Genomic DNA, 21,099 nt, shown 5'->3' on the forward strand with positions numbered 1-21,099 from the left:
CCCCCCCCCCCCCCCCCCCCCCCCCCCCCCCCCCCCCCCCCCCCCCCCCCCCCCCCCCCCCCCCCCCCCCCCCCCCCACGGGTCGGCCCGCGCAAAGCGCGGGACGAAACTTTAGTAGGGCCAGGGGTGGGCCTTGTGCGCCCCCTCGATCGCCGCCAGCACCTCTGGCGGCAGACGCAGCTCGGCCGCCGACAGCGCGATGGCAAGCTGTCCGGGCGTCGTCGCGCCGATGATCGGCAAGGTCTGCACCGGCCGGGTCATCGTCCAGGCCACCGCCATCGCCGCCGGATCGAGCCCCGCCGCCCGCGCGATCGCCAGATAGGCTTCGACCGCCCCCCAGACCCGTTCCGTCACCCGGCCCGACAGCGTCGGGTTCAGCGACCGGCGCGAGCCGGGCGGGATCACGTCGCCCTGATATTTCCCGGTCAGAAGCCCGGTCGCCACCGGCGAGAAGGCCAGAAGCGCCATCCCCTCATTGTGCGAAAGCTCTGCCAGATCGAGGTCCCAGAGGCGGCAGAGCAGCGAATATTCGTTCTGATGGGTCAGGGGCCGCGCCACGCCCATCCGGTCGGCCAGCTGCAGCCACATGGCCGTGCCCCAGCACGTCTCGTTCGACAGGCCCCAGTGCCGGATCTTGCCCGCCGTCATCGCCCGGTCGAGCGCCTGAAGCACATCTTCCATATGTGCAAGGATCGCCGCCTTGTCATGCGAGCGCGGATCGAAATGCCAGCCCGCGCGGAAATGATAGACATCACGGTTCGGCCAGTGCAGCTGGTAAAGGTCAACATAGTCCGTCGCCAACCGCTTCAATGAGCCCTCCAGCGCCCGGCCGACCGCATCGCCGCTGATCGGCTCGTCGCCCCGCGCCTTGCCATCCTCGCCGGTGATCTTCGTCGCAATGATCCAGTCGCCCCGTCGCCCGGTCCTGCGGTTCCAGCTGCCGATGATCTCCTCGGTGCGTCCGATGGTCTCGGCCCGGACCGGGTTCACCGGATACATTTCGGCCGTGTCGAGAAAGTTCACCCCCGCCGCCAGCGCCTGGTCCATCTGGGAATGGCCCTCAGCCTCGCTGTTCTGCGTGCCCCAGGTCATGGTGCCAAGGCAGATTTCGGAGACTTTCAGATCGCTCCGTCCGAGTGTGACCGTCCGCATCCGCCCCTCCCTTTCCACCCGGCCAGCTAGAACGTCTGTCCCCGTGGGGGTCAAGGGCAAGTCACGGCAAAATGACACGGGGGCCCGGGGGTCTTGTGCTAGGCTGTGCGGAAATGGGGACTGGCATGCCGCGCCCGAGCGTAACTGCACTCACCTTGCTGCTCATGACCGCCGCCCCCGCGGCCGCGAAACCGCTGCATTACCTGCTCGACCCGAGCCAGTCCGAGGTGGGTTTTTCGGTCGATGTCGGGCAGTCGCCGCTGAAAGGCCGCATGCCGGTCGCAAGCGCCGATCTGATCCTCGACTTCGACAAGGCCGCCGCCAGCCGCATCCGCGTGACGCTCAGCCCCGGCGGCGCGCAAATGGGCCTGCCCTTCGCCACCGGCGCGATGAAAAGCCCCGAAGTGCTTGATACAGCGCGCTTTCCGGCGATCAGCTTCGAAAGCATCCGCGTCCGCCCGACCGACAGTGGCGCCGAGGTTGAGGGCAGGATCACCATCCGTGATGTGACGCGGCCGATCACGCTTCAGGCCCGGCTCTTCCGCCCTGAGGGCAGCGCCGAGGGCACGCGAGAGGCGCTGACGGTCAAGCTGTCGGGCGCGGTGAACCGGTCGGAATTCGGCGCCACCGGCTTCGCCGATATGGTGGGCGACCGGGTCGAGCTGAACATTTCCGCGCGGATCCTGTTGCAGAACTGACGGCTGGCGGTTTTTTGCTCTGGGCTTTCCCTGCCCGTGGCGCCATGTTGGCCCCGTTCCACAAAGCCCGCCGTCATGCGCCTGCTGATTTCCTTCGCCGCCCTCTTCCTGTCGGTCATCTTCCTGCAACTCGGCACCGGGGGTGTGGCGCCGCTCGACGCGCTGTCCGGCGTCTCGCTTTCCTTCACCAAGACCGAGATCGGCACGCTCGGCTCCTCGCATTTCCTCGGGTTCTTCATCGGCTGCTGGTGGGCGCCGCGGCTTCTGGGCACGGTCGGCCATTCCCGGGCCTTCGCGGCCTTCACCGCCGCCGGCACCATCGGCATCATCGCCCATATGATGGTCGTCAGCCCCCTGGCCTGGGCGCTCCTCCGGCTCCTCTCGGGCATGTGCGTCGCGGGCTGCTACACGATCATTGAGGCCTGGCTGCAGTCGAAACTGACGAACGAGACGCGCGGCCGGGCGATGGGCGTCTACCGGATCGTCGATATCGGCGGCTCGCTCGCCGCGCAGCTCGTCATCGGTTTCCTCGAACCGGCGCAGTATTTTTCCTACAACCTGCTCGCCATCCTCTGCTGCGCGGCCCTCTTGCCCGTCGTCGTGTCGAAGGCCGAGGAACCGCCCACCCCCGCCGCACCCCGCCTCAGGCCCGGTCTCGCCTGGGCACGCTCGCCGCTCGCTGCCCTCGGCGTCGTGACCTCGGGCGTCACTGGCGCGGCCTTCCGCATGGTCGGCCCCGTCTACGGGATCGAGATCGGGCTTTCCGCCGACCGGATCGCCATTTTCCTTGCAGCCTACGTCATCGGTGGCGGCCTCGCGCAATTCCCGCTCGGCTGGCTCGCCGACCGGTTCGACCGGCGCCATGTGCTGATCGGCCTCTCCGTGCTCGCCGCCCTCTCCTGCCTCATGACCATCGGCTTCTCCGGCCTCGGCCCCTGGCCCGCCTACCTGTCGGCTGCGATCTTCGGCGCCGCCACCATGCCGATCTATTCCGTCTCCACCGCCCACGGCCACGACTTCGCCGACGACAGCGAGCGGGTGGAACTCTCCGCCGCCTTCATGTTCCTCTATGCCGTCGGCGCCATCGCCTCGCCGCTCGTCGCCTCCGGCCTGATCGAGGCCTACGGCGCCTCGGCCATGTTCCTCTTCATCGGCACGACCCATGCAGCGCTCGTCCTCTTCAGTGTCATCCGCATGCGCGCCCGCCCCGCGCCGACCGACCGCACCGCCTATGTCGTCGTTCCGCGCACCTCCTTCACCATCGGCCAGCTCTTCGGCCGCTCGCGCCGCGGCTGAGCGCGGGCCATTGGCCTCTGGCCCTCGCGCCGCGATGACGCTAAACGGGGCGGCGGACTTCTCGGGACGGAACGAATGGCGCGGATTCTCATCACCTCGGCGATCCCCTACATCAACGGCATCAAGCATCTGGGCAACCTGGTGGGTTCCCAGCTGCCCGCCGACCTCTTCGCCCGCTACATGCGCGCCCGCGGGCACGAGGTCATGTTCATCTGCGCGACCGACGAACATGGCACACCGGCCGAGCTTGCCGCCGCCAAGGCCGGCCAGCCCGTCGATGTCTACTGCGCCGAGATGCACGAGGTACAGAAAGACCTCGCGAAGGGCTTCCGCCTCTCGTTCGACCATTTCGGCCGGTCCTCCAGCCAGCGCAACCACCGCCTGACCCAGCATTTCGCGGGCAAGCTGGCCGACAACGGCCTGATCCGCGAAGTCACGGAAAAGATGGTCTTTTCCATCGACGACAACCGCTTCCTGCCCGACCGCTATATCGAAGGCACCTGCCCCAACTGCGGCTATGACAGTGCGCGGGGCGATCAGTGCGACAATTGCACCAAGCAGCTTGATCCCACCGACCTCATCAACCCGCATTCGACCATCTCGGGGTCGACAAACCTTGAGGTGCGGGAAACTAAGCACCTCTACCTGATGCAGCGGTCCTTGAAGGACAAGCTCGAGGCCTGGATCGATTCAAAGACCGACTGGCCCGTCCTGACCACCTCGATCGCCAAGAAATGGCTCCACGACGGCGACGGCCTGCAGGATCGCGGCATCACCCGCGACCTCTTCTGGGGCATTCCGGTGAAAAAGGGCGATCAGCCCTGGCCGGGAATGGAGGGCAAGGTCTTCTACGTCTGGTTCGACGCGCCCATCGAATATATCGCCGGCACCGCCGAATGGGCCGACGCCCACGGCAAACCCGACGCGGAATGGGAACGCTGGTGGCGCACCGACAAGGGCGCCTCGGACGTCACCTATTACCAGTTCATGGGCAAGGACAACGTCCCCTTCCACACGCTTTCCTTCCCCGCGACCATCCTCGGCTCGGGCGAGCCCTGGAAGCTCGTCGATTATCTGAAATCGTTCAACTACCTGAATTACGACGGCGGCCAGTTCTCGACCTCGCGCGGGCGGGGCGTCTTCATGGATCAGGCCCTGTCAATCCTGCCGTCCGATTACTGGCGCTGGTGGCTCCTCTCCCACGCCCCGGAATCCTCAGACAGCGAATTCACCTGGGAGAATTTCCAAGGATCGGTGAACAAGGACCTCGCCGATGTCCTTGGCAATTTCGTCAGCCGCATCACCAAGTTCTGCGCCGCCAAGTTCGGCCCCGCCATCCCCGCAGGCGGCAGCTACGACGACCGCGCGCTGGCGCTGATCGCCGACCTCGAAACCCGCGTCCGCGCCTACGAGACGCACATGCAGGAAATGGAGGTCCGCAAGGCCGCCTCTGAGCTCCGCGCCATCTGGGTCGCCGGCAACGAATATCTGCAATCCGCTGCCCCCTGGACCGCCTTCAAGACCGACCCCGAGGCCGCCGCCGCCATCGTCCGCCTCTCCCTCAACCTCGTCCGCCTCTACGCGGTCCTGTCTGAGCCCTTCATCCCCGACGCCGCCGCGACGATGCTCAAGGACATGGGAACAGACAACCGCACCTGGCCCGGCCCGGTGGCCGAGGCGCTGGAGGCCCTGCCATCCGGTCACGCGTTCGCCGTTCCGGAAGTCCTCTTCCGCAAGATCGCCGACGAAGAACGCGAGGAATGGTCCAAGCGTTTCGCCGGAACGCGCGGCTAGACACCGGCGCGCGAGCTACGGAAACCCACACACGCGATTATCCGCGGACAGGCCTATTTCGGCTTTTTTGCGGCTTTACAGACATGAAAGGGTACAGTAACGCCACCCCGGTGCAGCTTCGGGGCAAGCTCTGCGCCGCGCGAGCACACGATCGCGGTGCCGGGGATGAGCGGCAGAAATGCAACCGACACAAGCGCAGCGATAACAGCAGCAATGTGTACCTATTGATAGCGACGGATGATGAACGACAAGCTAACTTTTCGCATTCTTTCGGCAGTCCTGTCTCTCGGCCCCCTGTTGCCAAAACGAATGGCAGAGCGCTTCCGCCGGTCGCTGGATAAGCGCGATCCCAAGCGCCGCGAGGACTTTCTGGCTCAACCGGAGATGGCCAGCGAAGTTCTGAAACGCGCGCGTTCTGTCACGCGGACGGACATCGCGAATGTCGATTTCTCAGCGGTACGGGAAGATTTCGTGCCGTACGCACCGCCGCAGAAAATGTCCCCGCGGGTGAAACTCATCGCATTCTATCTCCCGCAATATCACCCGTTTCCCGAGAATGACGAATGGTGGGGCAAAGGCTTCACCGAGTGGACCAATGTCGGCAAAGCCGTCCCGAACTTCGTCGGCCACTACCAACCACATTGCCCGATCCATTTCGGCTACTATGACCTCCGCGTCCCCCAAGTCATGGAAGACCAGGCTCGTGTCCTAAAAGAATACGGCCTTCACGGATTCTCCTATTATTTCTATTGGTTTGGCGGAAAGATCCTGATGGAGACGCCGCTGAAGGCGATGCTCGACAATCCCAAGGCGGACGCGCCTTTCTGCTTCACCTGGGCCAACGAGAACTGGACACGCCGCTGGGACGGGGCGGAAGAAAACGTCCTGATCGCCCAGAAACATTCGATCGAGGATTCTCTCGCACTTCTGCGCCATTTTGCGGTCTATTTCGCCGACCCTCGCTATATCCGTGTCGACGACAAGCCTTTGTTCATCGTTTATCGCGCGGATATCATTCCCGATCTCAAGAACATTGTCGCCGCCTGGCGCGAGGAAGCGAAACGGCTCGGCTTCAAGGGGCTCTATATTGTCGGAGCGCAAAGCTTCGGCGTCACCGACCCCCGACCGTATGGTTTCGACGCGGCGGTCGAGTTTCCGCCGCATGGCATGGCGTCGGATTCGATCCGGCATGAGGTCGAGATCGTCAATCCCGACTACACCGGACCGATCTACAACTACGAGCAGATCGTCGACAATGCCGTCACCCGCCCGGAACCGAGCTACAAACTGTTCCGAACCGCGATGCTGTCCTGGGACAATACGGCCCGCAGGCAGAACGCGTCCCACATCATGGCGCGGTTCAGCGTAACCAAATATGCGCAGTGGCTTTCCGCACTCTGCCATCGTGCCGCGGCAAACCCGAAATATTCCGATGACGAGAAGCTCGTCTTCATCAACGCCTGGAACGAATGGGCTGAAGGCACGCACCTCGAGCCCGACCGCAAGCATGGCTTCGGCTATCTTCAGGCAACCTACGATACGGTGGCGTCACTGGGGCCGGTGGGTTGGAACATTCAGGAACTTCCTGCGACGCGGCGCCACGACACGGGCGTGATCCTGCATGTCCACTACGAAGAAACCTGGCCCGAGCTGAAAACCCAGCTTGATCGCATTGGGCCGCATGATCTCTATGTGACCACGACAAGCACCGCCATCGCCGAACGCATCCGCGCCGACAGGCCCGACGCTTGGGTCGAGCTTGTCGAGAATCGCGGACGCGACATCCGCCCCTTCCTTTCGGTGCTGCGGCGCATCCGCCCGCTTGGCTACCGGTCGATCTGCAAGCTGCATTCCAAGAAAAGCGCCTATAGGGCCGACGGGGAAGCTCTGCGCCAAGCGATCATCGACAGTCTCGTTTCCGGCAATTGCCCCAACCTGTTCGCCGCAGATCCGCGCCTCGGCCTTGTTGCGCCCAAAGGCTCCTACATTCCGCACACCGACAAGAGCGAAACCTACAACGGGGCGAATGTAGCGGCCCTGTCGCAGGTGCTTGGCTTCCCCTTCAAGCGCGATCGTTTTCCGGCGGGCTCGATGTTCTGGTTCCGGCCTGAGGCACTTGAGGTGCTCGACAAGATCGATCTCGACGCCTGCTGGGGGGTCGAGAATGGCCTCGCGGATGGCACCTGGGCGCATGCGATCGAGCGGATCTTTGCGGTCGCGGCGCAGCACGCGGGTTATCACGTGATTGAAACAACTGCCTGAGCGGCGCGGTGATTGCCGCGCCAGAGTCTAGTCTTGGATCAGCGCAACGAGCGCGAGGATCGTCGCACCCACACCGATCAGGATGAGCGGGGCGGGCGCCGGGTTGCCAAAGCCGATCTCCCACAGGATCACCCAGCTGGGCGTGAGATAGGTATAGGCCATCACCTTCGATGCAGGCAGCCTGAGGGCGGCATATTGCAGAAGGACGAAGGTCACCGCGCTCGCGAAGAAGGCGGTGTAGAAGAGCGTGATCCAGACGATAGCGGGCAGGTTCGTCCAGTCGGTCGCGCGGATGTCGCCCCAGCCCCAGAGCGTCAGGACGACGAACCCGGTCACCAGCACGCCGAAGGAAAAGACCGTCGGGCTTTCACCCCGGTTCAGCTTGCGGACCATGGGCGTATAAAGTGCGTGCGCAACGCAGCCCCAGAAATAAATGACCTCGCCCTTGCCGATCTCGAACCGCATCAGCGCGCCCCAGTCGGCGCGGAAGATCACCCAGACCGCGCCAAGGCCGCCGATCAGAAGTGCTGCGGCGATCCGCGGCGTGGTGATCTGGCGCAGAAGCAGCCAGCCGAACCCCGCCGCAATCAGGGGCGTCAACGTAAAGACCGCCGCCGTCGAAACCGGCGGTGCGGTCTTCAACCCTTCGAACATCAGGACAAAGTAGGCCGCAAGGCAGAGGCCGAGCAGGAGGTAGCGCCAGGGCGCCCTCCCGTCGCCCGCCCGGAAGGCGCCGGTCGCCAGCGCGGCCGCGCCGACGAACAGCGCCGCCAGCAGAAACCTGACGGCCGAAAAGGCGACCGGCGAGACGAGGTTCGCCATCTGCCCCCCAAGCGAGAAGGACCCAGCGATAAGCGCCGAGAAGGCCAGCATCGCCAGATGGCCCCTCAGCGCGGGCGACAGGCCGGTGGCGGTCGCGCCCGTCATATGTCCGTCCAGCCCTCCGACGCCTTCTTGATATGGGCGAGGAACTTCTGGACCTTCAGTGTCCGGTGCAGGTCGACATGGGTGACGAGCCACAAGGGCGAGGTCCATTCCGGCCGGGGCGCCATCACCTCGATCAGGTCGGGATCGCGCGCCGCCTCGCGCAGGGTCATGAAGCCGATCCCCGCGCCCGCGCGCACCGCCGCCTCGGTCGCCGCCGCTTCGGAGGTGCGGAAGACCACCCGCTCGGCCGGAACCGCGCCACGCAGCCATTGATAGAAAGGCGCCCGCGCCTGCGGATCGTCCGGCCCGACGAACCAGTGGCGCGAGAGTTCCGCCTCGGTCTTCGGCAGGCCATGGCGGTCGGCATAGCATTTCGCCGCGTACATGCCGTTCCGCAGCTGGATGAATTTCTGCACGACATAATCCGGATCCTCCGGCCGCGCACCCGCTCGGATCGCCACATGCGCCTCGCCGGAATTCAGCCGGAACAGCCGCATGTCGGTCAGGAAACGGATATGCAGGCCGGGATGTTCCTTCTGGAAGGAAGCGATCGACGGGGCGAGCAGGCGCGGAATGCCCGAGATCGCGGTGATGATCAGTTCGCCTGAAACCGTTTCACTTTGGCCCTTGATGCGGGCGGCGAGCTGGTCGAACCGGTCGGAGGCGCCCTGCGCCACCTCCAGAAGCTCGCGCCCCGCATCGGTCGGCGTATAGCCGCGCGCATGGCGCTGGAAGAGTTTCGAGCCAAGTCGCCCCTCCAGCGCGTCAATATGGCGGATCACGGTCGCATGATGAACGCCAAGCACGTCGGCGGCGCCGGACACGGTGCCAAGGCGCGCGACCTGATAGGCAGTGCGGATTTCATCCCAGGTTTCAAAACTCATTCTGTGCGCTCACAAACATTGCCTGTTATGCATGTGCAGTTTTCGAAAGGCGTGCAAGCCCTAGATTCAAGGTCATCCGCAGACTCACGCATAGGTGATCAAATGACCCGCATTCTTCGTATCGACAGCTCCATCAAGGGCGGCGCTTCGGTGACCCGCCGCCTCACCGACCGGCTGACCGACCGGCTTATCGCCCAGATCGGCGGCCAGGTGACCGAACGCGACACACAAGGCCTGCCCGCGATCGACGGCGCCTGGATCGGCGCGGCCTATACGCCCGCAGAGGCGCGCAGCGCCGAACAGGCCGAGGCGCTCGCCCTCTCCGACAGGCTCATCGCCGAACTGAAAGCAGCCGATGTGATCGTCATCGGCGCCCCGGTCTACAATTTCGGCGTCACCGGCCCGCTGAAAGCCTGGATCGACCTCGTCTGCCGGGTCGGCGAAACCTTCCGCTACGGCGAGACCGGGCCCGAGGGGCTCGTGGCAAGCAAGCCCGTCTATGTGGCCTATGCCTCGGGCGGTGTGCCGATGGGCTCGGCGGTTGATTTTGCCTCTGCCTATCTCAAGCAGGTCCTCGCCTTCATCGGTCTGACCGATGTCACCTTCATCGCCGCCGAGGGCGTGGCCCGCGACGAAAGCGCCGCCGTCGCCCGCGCCGAAGCAGCCATCGAACAGATCGCCGCCTGACCCCGCGTGGCGGCAGGAGCCATCCCGTTTGCCTACAGCTTCTGCCTCTTACCCGTTGATCCCATGCCGCGCGCGTCCGCTGACGCGCGCGCTCTCTCGAAGTTCCGATTGACGCCAGAGGTTGAATATCCGACCACTCTCCCGAATTTGTCGTTTGCCGGGTGCTCTTGTCGATGATGTTGCGCTACACTCTGGTGCTTTTGATCGTGTTTCCAAACACGGCCGCCGCGGACTGCACTATTCCGGTCTTCGTCCGCAGCGAGGCACCCGGAGCCCCCGTGATCCTGGCCGGACCCGACGCAGCCGCCGTGCGGATCGGCACCGTGCCAATGGTGGACGATCCCGATCACGGCAGGATGAGCGGCGAACTTACCATCACCGACATCCGTGACGGCTATGCAGCCGTCACTGGCGTCCACGCCTGGGGCAATCCCGACCAGACAGCGCCGGACGGCTGGGTCAATGTCGCCGATCTGGCCTTCGTCGCCCAGACCCAGAAGGGCTTCACTGCGCCCGACCCGACCGCGGATGTGATCTGGCAGGACGAGGACTGGATCTATCCTGACAGGATCGCGCAACTCGTGGCCTGCGAGGGCGACTGGGTCGCGCTCAGGCTCGCGGATCAGAAGACCGACGCGCCGATCTGGGTGCGCGGCATCTGCGGCGCCCAGGAAACCACCTGCGACGGCACGACCGGCGACTACTGACCGCCCGCTTTCCTTGACACCCGCGCCCAAGCGGCGTATGCGCCCTCCCAAACCCCCGGAAGTTTGTCGCTTCCGGTCCTGAGGCTCAAGGCCGGGATCGCCATCTGTCAGCGCGTTGCGCCCACAGGTGTCATTCTGCTTTGGCTTGGGGCATGGGCGAAGCTGGACTATATCAGCCGGGCAACCGGCGAAGGAGAAAGACGATGTTCGAGAGCCTGTCAGAACGCCTTGGCGGTGTTTTCGAGCGCCTGACCAAGCAGGGCGCGCTCTCGGAAGCCGACGTCAAGACTGCGCTCCGCGAGGTGCGCGTGGCACTTCTGGAAGCCGACGTCTCGCTGCCGGTCGTGCAGGATTTCGTGAAGGCGGTCGAGGCCAAGGCCACCGGCCAGGCGGTCACGAAATCCGTCACCCCCGGCCAGCAGGTCGTGAAGATCGTCCATGACGAGCTTGTCCGCGTGCTCGCCGGCGACGGCGAACCCGAGGCGCTGAAGATCGACAACCCGCCCGCGCCGGTCCTGATGGTCGGCCTGCAAGGCTCGGGCAAGACCACGACGACCGCCAAACTCGCCAAGCGCCTGACCGACAAGAACGGCAAGCGCGTGCTGATGGCGTCGCTCGACACCAACCGCCCAGCGGCGATGGAACAGCTGCAGATCCTCGGCACCCAGATCGGCGTCGATACGCTACCGATCGTGAAGGGTGAAAGCGCCGTCCAGATCGCGAAGCGCGCCAAGCAGCAGGCCACGCTCGGCGGCTATGACGTCTACATGCTCGACACCGCCGGCCGCCTCCATATCGACGAGGCGCTGATGGCCGAAGTCCAGGCGGTCCGCGACGCGGTCAGCCCACGCGAGACCCTCCTCGTCGTCGACGGCCTCACCGGCCAGGACGCCGTGAACGTCGCCACCGAATTCGAGGCGAAAGTCGGCATCTCCGGCGTCGTTCTGACCCGGATGGACGGCGACGGCCGCGGCGGTGCCGCCCTTTCGATGCGCGCCGTCACCGGCAAGCCCATCCGCTTCGTGGGCCTCGGCGAAAAGATGGACGCCATCGACGCGTTCGAAGCCGAACGGATCGCCGGCCGCATCCTCGGCATGGGCGACATCGTCGCGCTGGTCGAAAAGGCCCGCGAGACGATGGAACTGGCCGAGGCCGAGCGCATGGCCAAGCGCTTTGCCAAGGGCCTGTTCAACATGAACGACCTCAAGGGCCAGCTTGAGCAGATGCTGAAGATGGGCGGCATGCAGGGCCTGATGGGCATGATGCCCGGCATGGGCAAGATGGCCAAGGCCGCCGAAACCGCGGGCTTCGACGACCGCATGCTGCGCCGCCAGATCGCGCTCATCAACTCGATGACGAAGAAGGAACGCGCCAACCCCGACCTGATGGCCGCCTCGCGCAAGCGCCGCGTCGCGGCGGGCGCCGGCCTCGACGTGGCCGAACTGAACCGCCTTCTGAAACAGCACCGGCAGATGGCCGACATGATGAAGAAGATGGGCAAGATGGGCAAAGGCGGCATGATGAAAGCCGCGATGCAGATGATGGGGAAAGGCGGCGACATGCCCAAGGACCTGTCGTCGATGAGCCCCGCCGAGATGGAAGCGATGGCCAAGGGTATGCAGGAAGGCTTGGGCGGCAAGCTCCCCGGCCTCGGCGGCTTGGGCGGGCTGAAACTGCCGGGCGGGCTTTCGGGCCTTGGCGGTCTGGGGTTCGGGAAGAAAAAGTGACCCATCGCCTGGCCCAGGATATGCACGGCAAGCCGGTCCTCTGGACCGAGCGGCTTTGCCTGCGCGTGCCTGCGGACGGCGATGTGGTCCCCTCGGCCCGCTTCTGGGCCTCGGAGCGGTCGCACATGATGGGCGGCCCCTGGACCTATGAGAAAACCCGCGATGGCTTCGTGGATATCCTCGACCAATGGAACCGACACGGCTTCAGCCTCTTCACCGTGACGCTCCGCGACACGGGAGAACCAATCGGCGGCATCGGCCCCTATCTCCCCGAAACCCACCCCGAACCCGAACTCGGCTGGAGCCTCTGGTCGGCCGAGCACGAGGGCAAGGGTCTCGCACTCGAGGCGGCCCTCGCCGCCCGCGACTGGTTCTTTGCGACCAGCGGCCACACGACCGCTGTCAGCTATACCGACCCGGCCAACACCCGCTCGCACCGGCTCTGCGAACGCATGGGCGCCACCGTCGATCCGGACGCGCCGCACCCCTACGGCGACGAACCGACGCTGACCTACCGCCATCACGCCGGGGGCCGCGCATGACGATCCCCGTGCTCCACACCGAACGCCTGATCCTGCGCGCGCCCCGGCTCGCCGATTTCGAACATTGGGCCACCTTCTTCGCCTCGCCCCGCTCGATCCACGAACGCGGCATGATGAGCCGCATCGACGCCTGGCGCACCTGGGCTTCCGACGTGGCGATCTGGCAGCTGAAGGGCTACGGCCCCTTCGGCATGGATGACCGCGAAACCGGCGCCTATGTCGGCGAAGTCGGCATCTACCACGGCGACGATTTCCCTGCCCCCGAGCTTGGCTGGTTCGTGGTGCCCGAAGCCGAAGGCAAGGGCTATGCTGCCGAGGCCGCCCGCGCCGTCCTCGACTGGGTCCGCGTCACCTTCGACTGGCCCCATGTCACCAACATCATCGACCCCGCGAACGACCGCTCCATCGCCCTCGGCCTCCGCCTCGGCGGCGTGATCGACTCGACCCTTCCGGGCGTCGATCCGGGCGACGTGGTGATCCGCCATGACCTGAGGGGACGAGCATGACGATCACGCTCGCCAACACCCCGGTCTTGCAGACCGAGCGCCTGACGCTCCGCGCACCCTCAAGCGCGGACTGGTCCGCCTTCGATGCCTTCCTCGCCACGCCGCGCGCCACCTTCATCCGTTCGGGCGACTATGGCATCCGCGAAACCTGGCGTGCCTTCGGCCATGTGATCGGCCATTGGGTGATGCGGGGTTTTGGCAATTTCGTCTTCACGCTTAGGGGCGAGGACCGACCGCTCGGCATGGCTGGCCCCTGGTTCCCGGCGGGCTGGCCGGAACAGGAGATCGGCTGGACTGTCTGGTCGGGCGAAGCCGAGGGCAAGGGCTATGCGGCCGAAGCTGCCTCTGCTGCTCGCCGTTTCGCCTATGACAGGCTCGGCTGGACGACCGCCGTCAGTTACATCGACCCGTCGAACCACCGCTCCATCGCGTTGGCGGAACGGCTGGGCGCGCGGCTCGATGCAGGTGCGGCCCATCCGGCGGGCGATAAGCCCTGCCTTGTCTACCGACATCCCGGCCCGGAGGCGCTGGTATGACCAACCTCTGGGAACAGCCCCCGAACGGCCGGACGGCCGACGCCGCCGCCGCGTTCGCGGCCCTCGTCCCGGTGATCGAGACCGAAAGACTGCGGCTGCGCGCGCCCGGGATCGGCGATTTCGACGCCTGGGCCGGGATCGAATGCGGCGACCGTGGCGTCGGCATCGGCGGTCCGATGAGCCGTGCGGACTCCTGGCTCGACTTCGCCCAGGCCACCGCCACCTGGCTTCTGCGTGGCCATGGCCTGTGGTCAGTCGAAAGCCGCAATACCGGCGCACTTCTGGGTTTCGTCCTCATCGGCTTCGAGCCCGGCGATCAGGAACCCGAACTCGGCTTCCTGTTCACCGAAGCCGCCGAAGGCCAGGGCTATGCGTTCGAGGCGGCCAAGGCCGCTCGCGCCCATGCGTTCGGCGCGCTCGGCTTCGTGACGATCGTCAGCTATATCGCCCCGGACAACGACCGCTCGATCCGGCTCGCGGAACGGCTGGGCGCCGCGCGGGACACGGCGGCCGAAGTCGACATCGGGAATGAATGCCTGGTCTACCGCCATCCGAACCCGGGGAAATGCCTATGAAATGCCTAATGCGTGTCGGGACGGATGCGGGACGGGTGCGGGACGGAAGACCGACGCCTGCCAGACGTATGGGGAGGGGCCTTTGATGGACACGACAACCCGCGCGGCGGAGCTTTTGAGGGAGCATCGCGACGCCATCGACCGGCTGGACGCGATCCTCGTCTACACGCTCGCCGAGCGCTTCAAGCAGACCCAGGCGGTGGGGCGGCTGAAGGCGTCGCATGACCTGCCGCCCGCCGATCCGGTGCGCGAGGCAACCCAGATGGCACGGCTTGAGGAGCTGGCCAAGGCGGCCGACCTCGACCCCGAACTGGCCAAGAAATTCCTGACCTTCATCATCTCCGAAGTCATCAGGCATCACGAGAAACTGCAGAAATAACAGGGGCTTGCCCCGGTTTAACAGCCATCCAAAGGAGTATATAACATGGCTATGAAAATCCGTCTGGCACGCGGCGGTTCCAAGAAGCGCCCGTTCTATTCGATCGTTGCATCCGACAGCCGCATGCCGCGCGACGGCCGCTTCATCGAGAAGCTCGGCACCTACAACCCGCTTCTGGCCAAGGATGACGAGAAGCGCGTCGTGATGAACATGGAGCGCGTGAACCACTGGCTCGCCCAGGGCGCCCAGCCAACCGACCGCGTCGCCCGCTTCCTCGAAGCCTCGGGCGCCAAGCCCAAGACCACCCGCGCTAACATGAAAAAGGCCGAACCGGGCGACAAGGCCAAGAAGCGCGCCGAGGAAAAGGCGGCCAAGTCCGAAGCGGCTACCGAGTAAGCCGCTATGTTGGTTGGCTTTTTCCTGCGCCGCATCGTGACGGTCACGCTTTGCGCGGCGGCCTTCTGGGCGGGCGTGAAGGCCGACAACCTGTTCGCCGGGGCCCCTGCCCCGGCGGCTGACTGCGCGGAGGGCTGACATGGCGGATCGTATCTGCGTCGGCGCCATCGCGGGGGCTTTCGGGGTCAAGGGCGAGGTCAGGCTGAAAAGCTTCTGCGCCCAGCCCGAGGCGATTGCCGCCTATGCACCGCTCTGGTCGAAGGACGGCAGCCGCAGCTTCACCCTCCGTCTGACCCGCGGCTCCGGCGGCGGGCTCACGGCCCGGCTGTCGGGCATCACCACCAAGGAAGAGGCGGATGCGCTGCGCGGGTTCGAGCTTTATGCCGACCGCGACAAGCTGCCCAATCTTCCCGACGACGAATTCTATCACGCCGACCTCATCGGGCTCGAGGTCCTGGACACATCCGGCCGCCCGCTGGGCCGGGTGAAGGCAGTCCATAACCACGGGGCGGGCGATTTCCTGGAAATCACGGCGCCGGGCGGCGGGATCCTCTTGCCCTTCACCAAGGCCGCCGTCCCGACCGTCGACCTGACGGCCGGCCGCATCATCGCCGATCCGCCCGAAGATCCGGGCGCCGAGGATCCGGGCGATGAGTGACGAAAAACCGAAATCGCACGGTCGCATCGCGATTTCCCAGGCGCTGCGCCCGCGCGAACTGATGACTGACACGCCGCGCCTGAAGGGCGCCTGGACGGCCCGGATCATCACGCTTTTCCCCGAAGCCTTCCCCGGCACGCTCGGCCTCAGTCTCACCGGCAAGGCGCTCGCCGAAGGCAAATGGGCGCTTGAGACCATCGACCTTCGGCCGTTCGGCGAGGGGCGTCACCGCAATGTCGACGATACGCCCGCGGGCGGCGGGGCGGGCATGGTGCTCCGCCCAGACGTCGTCGCACGCGCGCTCGACGAGGCCTCGCGTGGCGCACCGGACGACAGGGCGCGCTGGCCGGTTCTTTATCTTTCACCGCGCGGGCGGCCATTCGATCAGGCCATGGCCCGGCGTTTCGCGACGGCAGAAGGCATGACGCTTCTGTGCGGTCGCTTCGAAGGCGTGGATGAGCGGGTGATCGAGGCCTACCGGATCGAGGAAGTGAGCCTTGGTGATTTCGTCCTGACCGGCGGCGAGATCGCGGCGCAGGCGCTTCTCGACGCTACTGTCCGGCTTCTTCCCGGCGTTCTCGGCAATGCCGCTTCGACCGAGGAAGAGAGCTTCTCGGCAGGGCTGCTGGAGTATCCGCAGTACACCAGACCGCAGGTCTGGCAGGGTCGGGAAATTCCGCCTGTCCTCATGTCCGGCCACCATGGCGAGATCGCGAAATGGCGGCGGGCAGAGGCAGAGCGGATCACGCGGGAACGGCGGCCCGACCTTTGGGCGGCAGAGGAAAAGCGCAGGCGCTGAACCCACGCGCGACCAAAATCCTTCGCGAAGGATTTTGGCAAATTATTTCGCGAAAAAATTTGCCCCGCACCCGGCCGCACCGCGCAGTCCTTGACCGCGCGCACGGGCCGGGCGAGAACCCGGTTCATGCTCTGGATCACCGACACAGTCTCCATCGCCGACTGGGAGCTTTCGGAAAGCTTTTCCCGCTCGTCCGGCCCTGGCGGGCAGAATGTGAACAAGGTCTCGACCGCGGTCGATCTGCGCTTCGAGGCCGAGCGCAGCCCGCATCTGCCCGCGCCCGTCAAGGCGCGGCTGAAACGGCTTGCGGGGCGGCGCTGGACTGCTGATGGGGCGATCCTGATCCGGGCAGAAGAAACCCGCAGCCAGGCGCAGAACCGCGAGATCGCGCGTGAACGGCTCACCGAGCTGATCCGCGCTGCGCTCGTCGCGCCGAAGCGGAGGGTCGCGACAAAACCCACATACGGCAGCCAGCAGCGGCGGTTGAAGTCCAAGGCGGAGCGGTCCGAGGTGAAGGCCATGCGAGGAAAAGTGGACGATGAGTGATCTGCTGGAGCGGCGGGCGGCGCGGCTTGGCCCGAATGTCCCGACCTTTTACCGAGAGCCCGTGCAGATCGTCCGGGGCGAAGGCGTCTGGCTTTATGATGCCGACGGCCGCCGCTATCTGGATTGCTACAACAATGTCCCCCATGTCGGTCACTGCCACCCGAAAGTGGTCGAGGCGATCGCCCGGCAGTCGGCGCTTCTGAACACCCATACCCGCTATCTGCATACCGGCATCCTCGATTATCTGGACCGGCTGACGGCGACCTTCGGACATGGCCTTTCCCAGTCGATCATGGTCTGCACCGGGTCGGAAGCCAACGATATCGCGCTGCGCATGGCACAAGCGGCGACCGGCAAGACCGGGCTGATCGCGACCGACAATACCTATCACGGCAACACGGCCGCGGTGTCCGCGCTCAATACCCGCCGCCCGCCGATCGGCGGCTGGCCGCCCCATATCCGGCGCGTCCCCGCGCCGGACTGGCTTGCGCCGAACGGTCTTGATGGGGCGGTCTTCGCCGGTCACGTCACCCGCGCGATCCGCGAACTGGAGGTGGCAGGCTACGGCTGCGCCGCCCTGATCCTTTGCCCGATCTTTGCAAACGAAGGCCTGCCGGATGTGGCGCCGGGGTTCCTTGATCAGGCGGTCGCTGCCGTCCGCAAGGCGGGCGGGCTGATCCTTTCGGATGAGGTGCAGCCGGGGTTCGGTCGACTCGGTCGGCACTGGTGGGGGCATGAGTGGCTGGGCTTCGCGCCGGATGTGGCGACAATGGGCAAGCCAATGGGCAATGGCTATCCGGTCGCGGGCGTCGTGGCGCGGCCCGACGTGATGGCGGCTTTCCGCGAGGCATTTGGCTATTTCAACACGTTCGGCGGCAATCCGGTGGCCTGTGCCGCAGCCAGCGCCGTTCTCGATGTGATCGAGGAAGAGGGGCTTATGGCCCATGCGGCGAGGGTGAGCGACCGGATGGCCGGACATCTTGTCCGCCTCTCGCACCCGTTGATCGCGGGCACCCGGGCGCGGGGCCTCTTCTTCGCGGTCGAACTAGCGCAGGACGGCAAGCGCGCGCCGGAGGCAGCCGAAGCAGTGGTGGAGAAGATGAAGGCGCGCGGCATCCTGATCGGGCGGATCGGGCGCGCCCAGCATATCCTGAAGCTGCGCCCGCCTATGCCGTTCGGCGCCGCCGAGGCAGATTTCGTGGCCGAAGCGCTGGCAGACAGTCTCGCCGAGGTCGCAGCGTGACCGACGAAGGTACGGCGGCGATCGCGGCCAAGGCGGCGCGGCTTTGGGGGGCCGTGGCCGCGCCTGAGCTGATCGTTGCACGCGAGAACATCGTTTACCGGATGGAGCTTTCCCAAGGGCGCCGCGCCGCCCTCAGGCTACACCGCGTGGGATATCAGAGCCGCGCGGCGATCGAGGCAGAGCTATTGTGGACCGGGGCGCTCGCCGCGCACGGTTTTCCGACACCGGGGCCGGTTCCCCTTCCGGGCGGCGAGGTGTCGGTCGACGTCGGCGGTCGGACCGTCAGCGCGACAGAATGGATCCAGGGTGAACCGGTCGGGCGCGCGGCCCTGCCTCTCTGCGGAAGCCGCACCGTTCAGGCCGACCTACATCGGGATATCGGCCGACTGATTGCGCGGCTGCACAATATGACGGACTGTCTGGACCTGTTGCCCGTGCTGCCGCGACCGCGTTGGGATGCGGAAGGTCTTTTGGGTGCGGCGCCGCTTTGGGGGCCGTTCTGGCGGCACCCCGGCCTAGATAGCGAGGCGAGCGCGCTGCTTCATGGGGTGCGGGCATCCCTTTACGAGAGGCTGGCGCGTGGAGACGGATATGCCGCCGATTTCGGCCTGATCCATGCCGATGTGCTGCGCGAAAACCTGCTTCTCGCCGACGGAAACCTATCGCTGATCGATTTCGATGACAGTGGCTACGGCTACCGCATCTATGATCTCGGCACAGCCCTTGTACAAAGCCTTGAGGAGGCGGCTCTTCCAGATCTCTCCTGCGCGCTGCTTGACGGGTACAACGGCGAACGTGTGCAGCCGATACCTTTTTCCGAGGAGGACCTCCGGATCGGTGTGCTCCTTCGCGCGCTTGCCTCCTGCGGCTGGATACAGAGCCGGGCGGCGCCGGACGATCCACGGCAGGGCCTGTACGTGACACGTGCCGTTCGGCTCGCCACATTGGTCGAGCGGGCCCTGCCGGGCTGGGCCTGAGGATTGTTCGCGAGGGCCGCCCGAAGCGTGCCTTTTAGGCAAGTCTTTGCACAAATTCGAAAAGGTCACCCGCGCGCCCGCGATCCCTGCTTGCGAACAGGGCCGAATGCGTTGAAAACCTTTGGCAACCTCCGATGATACAAAGGCCCCACCCCCGATCATGCTGAAGAAAGCAATCCTGGTGGTGTCGGGCAATGCCTTTGCCTCGATCTTCCTCCTCCTGCGCAACCTGATCGTCGCGCGGCTGATGAGCCCGGAGAATTATGGGATCGCCTCGACCTATGCGATCTCGATGTCGGTGGTGGAGATGTTGTCCTACCTCGGCCTCAACCAGTTGATGGTGGTCGACAAGGATGGCGACAATCCGCATTTCCAGGCGGCGATGCAGGGCTTTCAGGTTCTGCGCGGCACGTTTTCCGCCATCATCCTCTTCCTCATCGCTTACCCTTATGCGCAGTTTCTAGGCGTTGAGCGAGTGGCCTGGAGTTATGAGATTCTGGCGCTGATCCCGTTCATCAACGGCTTTCAGCATTATGACGTGCACCGTGAGCGGCGGCATATGAACTTCACGCCGACGGTTCTGGTGAACTCGGTCCCGGCCTTTGTCTCGGTCCTGTCGCTCTGGCCGCTGGCGCTGATGTTCGGCGATTACCGGATCATGCTCTTTGCGCTGTTCGCCCAGGCGATTGCCATGGTGGCGACAACGCATCTGACGGCAAAGCGGCCCTACAGGCTGACGTTCGATTTCGGACTGATGAAACATGCGGCGCTCTTCGGCTGGCCGCTGCTTCTGGACGGCGCACTGATCTTCGGCGCTTTCAACGGCGAGCGGCTGATCGTGCTGAGGGAACTGGGAGTGACGCAGTTCGCCTTTTTCTCGATGGCCTTCACGTTGACGCTGACCCCGACGATCGTTCTGGCAAACTCGTTCCAGTCGCTGTTTCTGCCGCAGCTGACCGCGGCGCGGGAGGATCGCGCCTCTTTCCAGCGCCTGTCGATCGCTGCAATCGAATCCAATATCGCCATCGCCGTGCTTTTGATGATGGGGGCGGCCATCGTCGGCGGGCCGCTCACTTACCTGCTGCTCGGGCCCAAATATCTGTCGATCCTCGGTGTGCTGGTGCCGATCGCCGCGCTGCAGGCGATACGCATTGCCAAGAACGGCGCGAATATCGTGGCGCTGGCGATCGGCAAGTCGCAAAGTTCGATGTGGTGCAACCTGATCCGCGTCGCTTCTCTGCCCTTGTCCTGGTGGGTGGCGATCCGGACCGGGGACATATTTACCATCATCTGGATCGTCTGCGTGGCCGAGGCGCTGGCCTTTGCACTCTCGATGTCGCTCGCGAAGAAATGGGCAGGGATACGCCTCGGCCCCCTGACCATCCCGGTCTGTCTGAGCGCGGCACTGACCGGCTTTGCCATCTATGACGGCTTTGCCCATCCGCCGGTGAGTTCTATGCTGGACCATCTGCATTGGGGGCTTCTGGTGACGTTCCTGCTCGGGATCATCTCACTTCTGACCATGACGGGGCTCAGGCATTTCGCAGTCGAATGGTGGCGGGGGCGCCGGTGAACCGTCCGCGAGACCTGCTAGGGCCGCGCGCGGTCTCGGTCGCGATCGACCGTCAGGCGATGACAATCGTCGTAGCGGTCAGCGGACTGCCAACGCCGCCCATGGCGCTCGACCGGCTGCCGCCGGAGGCACCGGAGAACGCCTTTGCCAAGCACGGGCACTAAGCGCAGCCTCATCGCGGCATTTATTTGGGCGGCGGCCCGCGCCGCCGGAGCCGATGGCGCCGGGGAGGCGC

At 65.4% G+C, this 21,099-nt stretch carries 24 protein-coding genes; 21 read left to right on the plus strand and 3 right to left on the minus strand.

From position 1 onward, the window contains the following. Positions 1-111 precede the first annotated feature (111 nt). The gene (locus OU426_RS14335) at positions 112-1,152 is read right to left on the minus strand and encodes an aldo/keto reductase (protein ID WP_267634721.1); all 1,041 of its coding nucleotides are present in this window, start codon (positions 1,150-1,152) and stop codon (positions 112-114) included. 125 nt (positions 1,153-1,277) lie between these two features. Here OU426_RS14335 and OU426_RS14340 point away from each other — a divergent pair, with 125 nt between their 5' ends. The 4 genes from OU426_RS14340 to OU426_RS14355 all read left to right on the plus strand — a co-directional run bounded on the left by OU426_RS14340 (position 1,278) and on the right by OU426_RS14355 (position 7,202). Next, complete coding sequence (locus OU426_RS14340) at positions 1,278-1,850, plus strand: YceI family protein (protein WP_267634722.1); 573 nt, start codon at positions 1,278-1,280, stop codon at positions 1,848-1,850. 75 nt (positions 1,851-1,925) lie between these two features. Beyond that, positions 1,926-3,146, plus strand: coding sequence for an MFS transporter (locus OU426_RS14345; protein ID WP_267634723.1), 1,221 nt, complete (start codon positions 1,926-1,928; stop codon positions 3,144-3,146). Positions 3,147-3,221: 75 nt separating this feature from the next. Continuing rightward, positions 3,222-4,940, plus strand: a complete 1,719-nt coding sequence (gene metG / locus OU426_RS14350) for a methionine--tRNA ligase (protein WP_267634724.1) — start codon at positions 3,222-3,224, stop codon at positions 4,938-4,940. A gap of 309 nt (positions 4,941-5,249) precedes the next feature. Then, entirely contained in the window at positions 5,250-7,202 is a 1,953-nt protein-coding gene (locus OU426_RS14355; RefSeq protein ID WP_267634725.1) for a glycoside hydrolase family 99-like domain-containing protein, read from the plus strand. A 27-nt stretch (positions 7,203-7,229) separates the two neighbouring features. Here the strand turns inward: OU426_RS14355 and OU426_RS14360 are convergent, their stop codons facing one another. Continuing rightward, on the minus strand, positions 7,230-8,129 hold the full coding sequence (locus tag OU426_RS14360) for a DMT family transporter (protein WP_267634726.1): 900 nt from the start codon (positions 8,127-8,129) through the stop codon (positions 7,230-7,232). After that, entirely contained in the window at positions 8,126-9,013 is an 888-nt protein-coding gene (locus tag OU426_RS14365; protein WP_267634727.1) for a LysR family transcriptional regulator, read from the minus strand. The genes OU426_RS14360 and OU426_RS14365 overlap by 4 nt, the downstream gene beginning before the upstream one ends. A 102-nt stretch (positions 9,014-9,115) precedes the next feature. Here OU426_RS14365 and OU426_RS14370 point away from each other — a divergent pair, with 102 nt between their 5' ends. The 17 genes from OU426_RS14370 to OU426_RS14450 all read left to right on the plus strand — a co-directional run bounded on the left by OU426_RS14370 (position 9,116) and on the right by OU426_RS14450 (position 21,028). Then, positions 9,116-9,700, plus strand: a complete 585-nt coding sequence (locus tag OU426_RS14370) for an FMN-dependent NADH-azoreductase (RefSeq protein WP_267634728.1) — start codon at positions 9,116-9,118, stop codon at positions 9,698-9,700. A 278-nt stretch (positions 9,701-9,978) separates the two neighbouring features. Continuing rightward, positions 9,979-10,407, plus strand: a complete 429-nt coding sequence (locus tag OU426_RS14375; protein ID WP_267634729.1) for a hypothetical protein — start codon at positions 9,979-9,981, stop codon at positions 10,405-10,407. 203 nt (positions 10,408-10,610) lie between these two features. Beyond that, the gene (gene ffh, locus OU426_RS14380; RefSeq protein ID WP_267634730.1) at positions 10,611-12,134 is read left to right on the plus strand and encodes a signal recognition particle protein; all 1,524 of its coding nucleotides are present in this window, start codon (positions 10,611-10,613) and stop codon (positions 12,132-12,134) included. Then, complete coding sequence (locus OU426_RS14385) at positions 12,131-12,676, plus strand: GNAT family N-acetyltransferase (protein ID WP_267634731.1); 546 nt, start codon at positions 12,131-12,133, stop codon at positions 12,674-12,676. The genes ffh and OU426_RS14385 overlap by 4 nt, the downstream gene beginning before the upstream one ends. Continuing rightward, positions 12,673-13,182 carry a GNAT family N-acetyltransferase gene (locus tag OU426_RS14390; RefSeq protein WP_267634732.1) on the plus strand — a complete coding sequence of 170 codons (510 nt, stop codon included), beginning with the start codon at positions 12,673-12,675 and terminating at the stop codon, positions 13,180-13,182. The genes OU426_RS14385 and OU426_RS14390 overlap by 4 nt, the downstream gene beginning before the upstream one ends. Beyond that, a complete protein-coding gene (locus OU426_RS14395) occupies positions 13,179-13,718 on the plus strand; it encodes a GNAT family N-acetyltransferase (protein WP_267634733.1) in 540 nt (179 codons plus the stop codon). Before OU426_RS14390 ends, OU426_RS14395 begins: the two co-directional genes overlap by 4 nt. Then, a complete protein-coding gene (locus tag OU426_RS14400; protein ID WP_267634734.1) occupies positions 13,715-14,293 on the plus strand; it encodes a GNAT family N-acetyltransferase in 579 nt (192 codons plus the stop codon). Before OU426_RS14395 ends, OU426_RS14400 begins: the two co-directional genes overlap by 4 nt. A gap of 85 nt (positions 14,294-14,378) precedes the next feature. After that, positions 14,379-14,672 carry a chorismate mutase gene (locus OU426_RS14405; RefSeq protein ID WP_267634735.1) on the plus strand — a complete coding sequence of 98 codons (294 nt, stop codon included), beginning with the start codon at positions 14,379-14,381 and terminating at the stop codon, positions 14,670-14,672. Positions 14,673-14,717: 45 nt separating this feature from the next. Next, on the plus strand, positions 14,718-15,068 hold the full coding sequence (rpsP, locus tag OU426_RS14410; protein WP_267634736.1) for a 30S ribosomal protein S16: 351 nt from the start codon (positions 14,718-14,720) through the stop codon (positions 15,066-15,068). A gap of 6 nt (positions 15,069-15,074) precedes the next feature. After that, on the plus strand, positions 15,075-15,206 hold the full coding sequence (locus OU426_RS14415; protein ID WP_267634737.1) for a hypothetical protein: 132 nt from the start codon (positions 15,075-15,077) through the stop codon (positions 15,204-15,206). A gap of 1 nt (position 15,207) precedes the next feature. Beyond that, complete coding sequence (gene rimM / locus OU426_RS14420) at positions 15,208-15,726, plus strand: ribosome maturation factor RimM (protein ID WP_267634738.1); 519 nt, start codon at positions 15,208-15,210, stop codon at positions 15,724-15,726. Then, entirely contained in the window at positions 15,719-16,525 is an 807-nt protein-coding gene (trmD, locus tag OU426_RS14425) for a tRNA (guanosine(37)-N1)-methyltransferase TrmD (RefSeq protein ID WP_267634739.1), read from the plus strand. Before rimM ends, trmD begins: the two co-directional genes overlap by 8 nt. A 126-nt stretch (positions 16,526-16,651) precedes the next feature. Continuing rightward, on the plus strand, positions 16,652-17,071 hold the full coding sequence (gene arfB, locus OU426_RS14430; protein ID WP_267634740.1) for an alternative ribosome rescue aminoacyl-tRNA hydrolase ArfB: 420 nt from the start codon (positions 16,652-16,654) through the stop codon (positions 17,069-17,071). Continuing rightward, complete coding sequence (locus OU426_RS14435; RefSeq protein WP_267634741.1) at positions 17,064-18,314, plus strand: aspartate aminotransferase family protein; 1,251 nt, start codon at positions 17,064-17,066, stop codon at positions 18,312-18,314. The genes arfB and OU426_RS14435 overlap by 8 nt, the downstream gene beginning before the upstream one ends. Next, positions 18,311-19,291: a phosphotransferase enzyme family protein gene (locus OU426_RS14440; protein ID WP_267634742.1), complete on the plus strand. Its 981-nt coding sequence runs from the start codon at positions 18,311-18,313 to the stop codon at positions 19,289-19,291. Before OU426_RS14435 ends, OU426_RS14440 begins: the two co-directional genes overlap by 4 nt. Before the next feature lie 160 nt (positions 19,292-19,451). Next, positions 19,452-20,864, plus strand: coding sequence for an oligosaccharide flippase family protein (locus OU426_RS14445; RefSeq protein WP_267634743.1), 1,413 nt, complete (start codon positions 19,452-19,454; stop codon positions 20,862-20,864). Then, positions 20,861-21,028 (plus strand): hypothetical protein, encoded by a 168-nt coding sequence (locus tag OU426_RS14450; RefSeq protein WP_267634744.1) that lies wholly within the window; start codon positions 20,861-20,863, stop codon positions 21,026-21,028. Before OU426_RS14445 ends, OU426_RS14450 begins: the two co-directional genes overlap by 4 nt. Positions 21,029-21,099: the final 71 nt, after the last annotated feature.

Origin of the sequence: Frigidibacter sp. RF13, from assembly GCF_026626305.1 — a bacterium.
Classification (GTDB): Bacteria; Pseudomonadota; Alphaproteobacteria; order Rhodobacterales; family Rhodobacteraceae; genus TMP-24.

Coding starts and splice junctions, on each gene's coding strand:
- OU426_RS14335 (WP_267634721.1), bottom strand. CDS start 1,152: ATGCGGACGGTCACACTCGGACGGAGCGATCTGAAAGTCTCCGAAATC.
- OU426_RS14340 (WP_267634722.1), top strand. CDS start 1,278: ATGCCGCGCCCGAGCGTAACTGCACTCACCTTGCTGCTCATGACCGCC.
- OU426_RS14345 (WP_267634723.1), top strand. CDS start 1,926: ATGCGCCTGCTGATTTCCTTCGCCGCCCTCTTCCTGTCGGTCATCTTC.
- metG (WP_267634724.1), top strand. CDS start 3,222: ATGGCGCGGATTCTCATCACCTCGGCGATCCCCTACATCAACGGCATC.
- OU426_RS14355 (WP_267634725.1), top strand. CDS start 5,250: ATGGCAGAGCGCTTCCGCCGGTCGCTGGATAAGCGCGATCCCAAGCGC.
- OU426_RS14360 (WP_267634726.1), bottom strand. CDS start 8,129: ATGACGGGCGCGACCGCCACCGGCCTGTCGCCCGCGCTGAGGGGCCAT.
- OU426_RS14365 (WP_267634727.1), bottom strand. CDS start 9,013: ATGAGTTTTGAAACCTGGGATGAAATCCGCACTGCCTATCAGGTCGCG.
- OU426_RS14370 (WP_267634728.1), top strand. CDS start 9,116: ATGACCCGCATTCTTCGTATCGACAGCTCCATCAAGGGCGGCGCTTCG.
- ffh (WP_267634730.1), top strand. CDS start 10,611: ATGTTCGAGAGCCTGTCAGAACGCCTTGGCGGTGTTTTCGAGCGCCTG.
- OU426_RS14390 (WP_267634732.1), top strand. CDS start 12,673: ATGACGATCCCCGTGCTCCACACCGAACGCCTGATCCTGCGCGCGCCC.
- OU426_RS14395 (WP_267634733.1), top strand. CDS start 13,179: ATGACGATCACGCTCGCCAACACCCCGGTCTTGCAGACCGAGCGCCTG.
- OU426_RS14400 (WP_267634734.1), top strand. CDS start 13,715: ATGACCAACCTCTGGGAACAGCCCCCGAACGGCCGGACGGCCGACGCC.
- OU426_RS14405 (WP_267634735.1), top strand. CDS start 14,379: ATGGACACGACAACCCGCGCGGCGGAGCTTTTGAGGGAGCATCGCGAC.
- rpsP (WP_267634736.1), top strand. CDS start 14,718: ATGGCTATGAAAATCCGTCTGGCACGCGGCGGTTCCAAGAAGCGCCCG.
- OU426_RS14415 (WP_267634737.1), top strand. CDS start 15,075: ATGTTGGTTGGCTTTTTCCTGCGCCGCATCGTGACGGTCACGCTTTGC.
- rimM (WP_267634738.1), top strand. CDS start 15,208: ATGGCGGATCGTATCTGCGTCGGCGCCATCGCGGGGGCTTTCGGGGTC.
- trmD (WP_267634739.1), top strand. CDS start 15,719: ATGAGTGACGAAAAACCGAAATCGCACGGTCGCATCGCGATTTCCCAG.
- arfB (WP_267634740.1), top strand. CDS start 16,652: ATGCTCTGGATCACCGACACAGTCTCCATCGCCGACTGGGAGCTTTCG.
- OU426_RS14435 (WP_267634741.1), top strand. CDS start 17,064: ATGAGTGATCTGCTGGAGCGGCGGGCGGCGCGGCTTGGCCCGAATGTC.
- OU426_RS14445 (WP_267634743.1), top strand. CDS start 19,452: ATGCTGAAGAAAGCAATCCTGGTGGTGTCGGGCAATGCCTTTGCCTCG.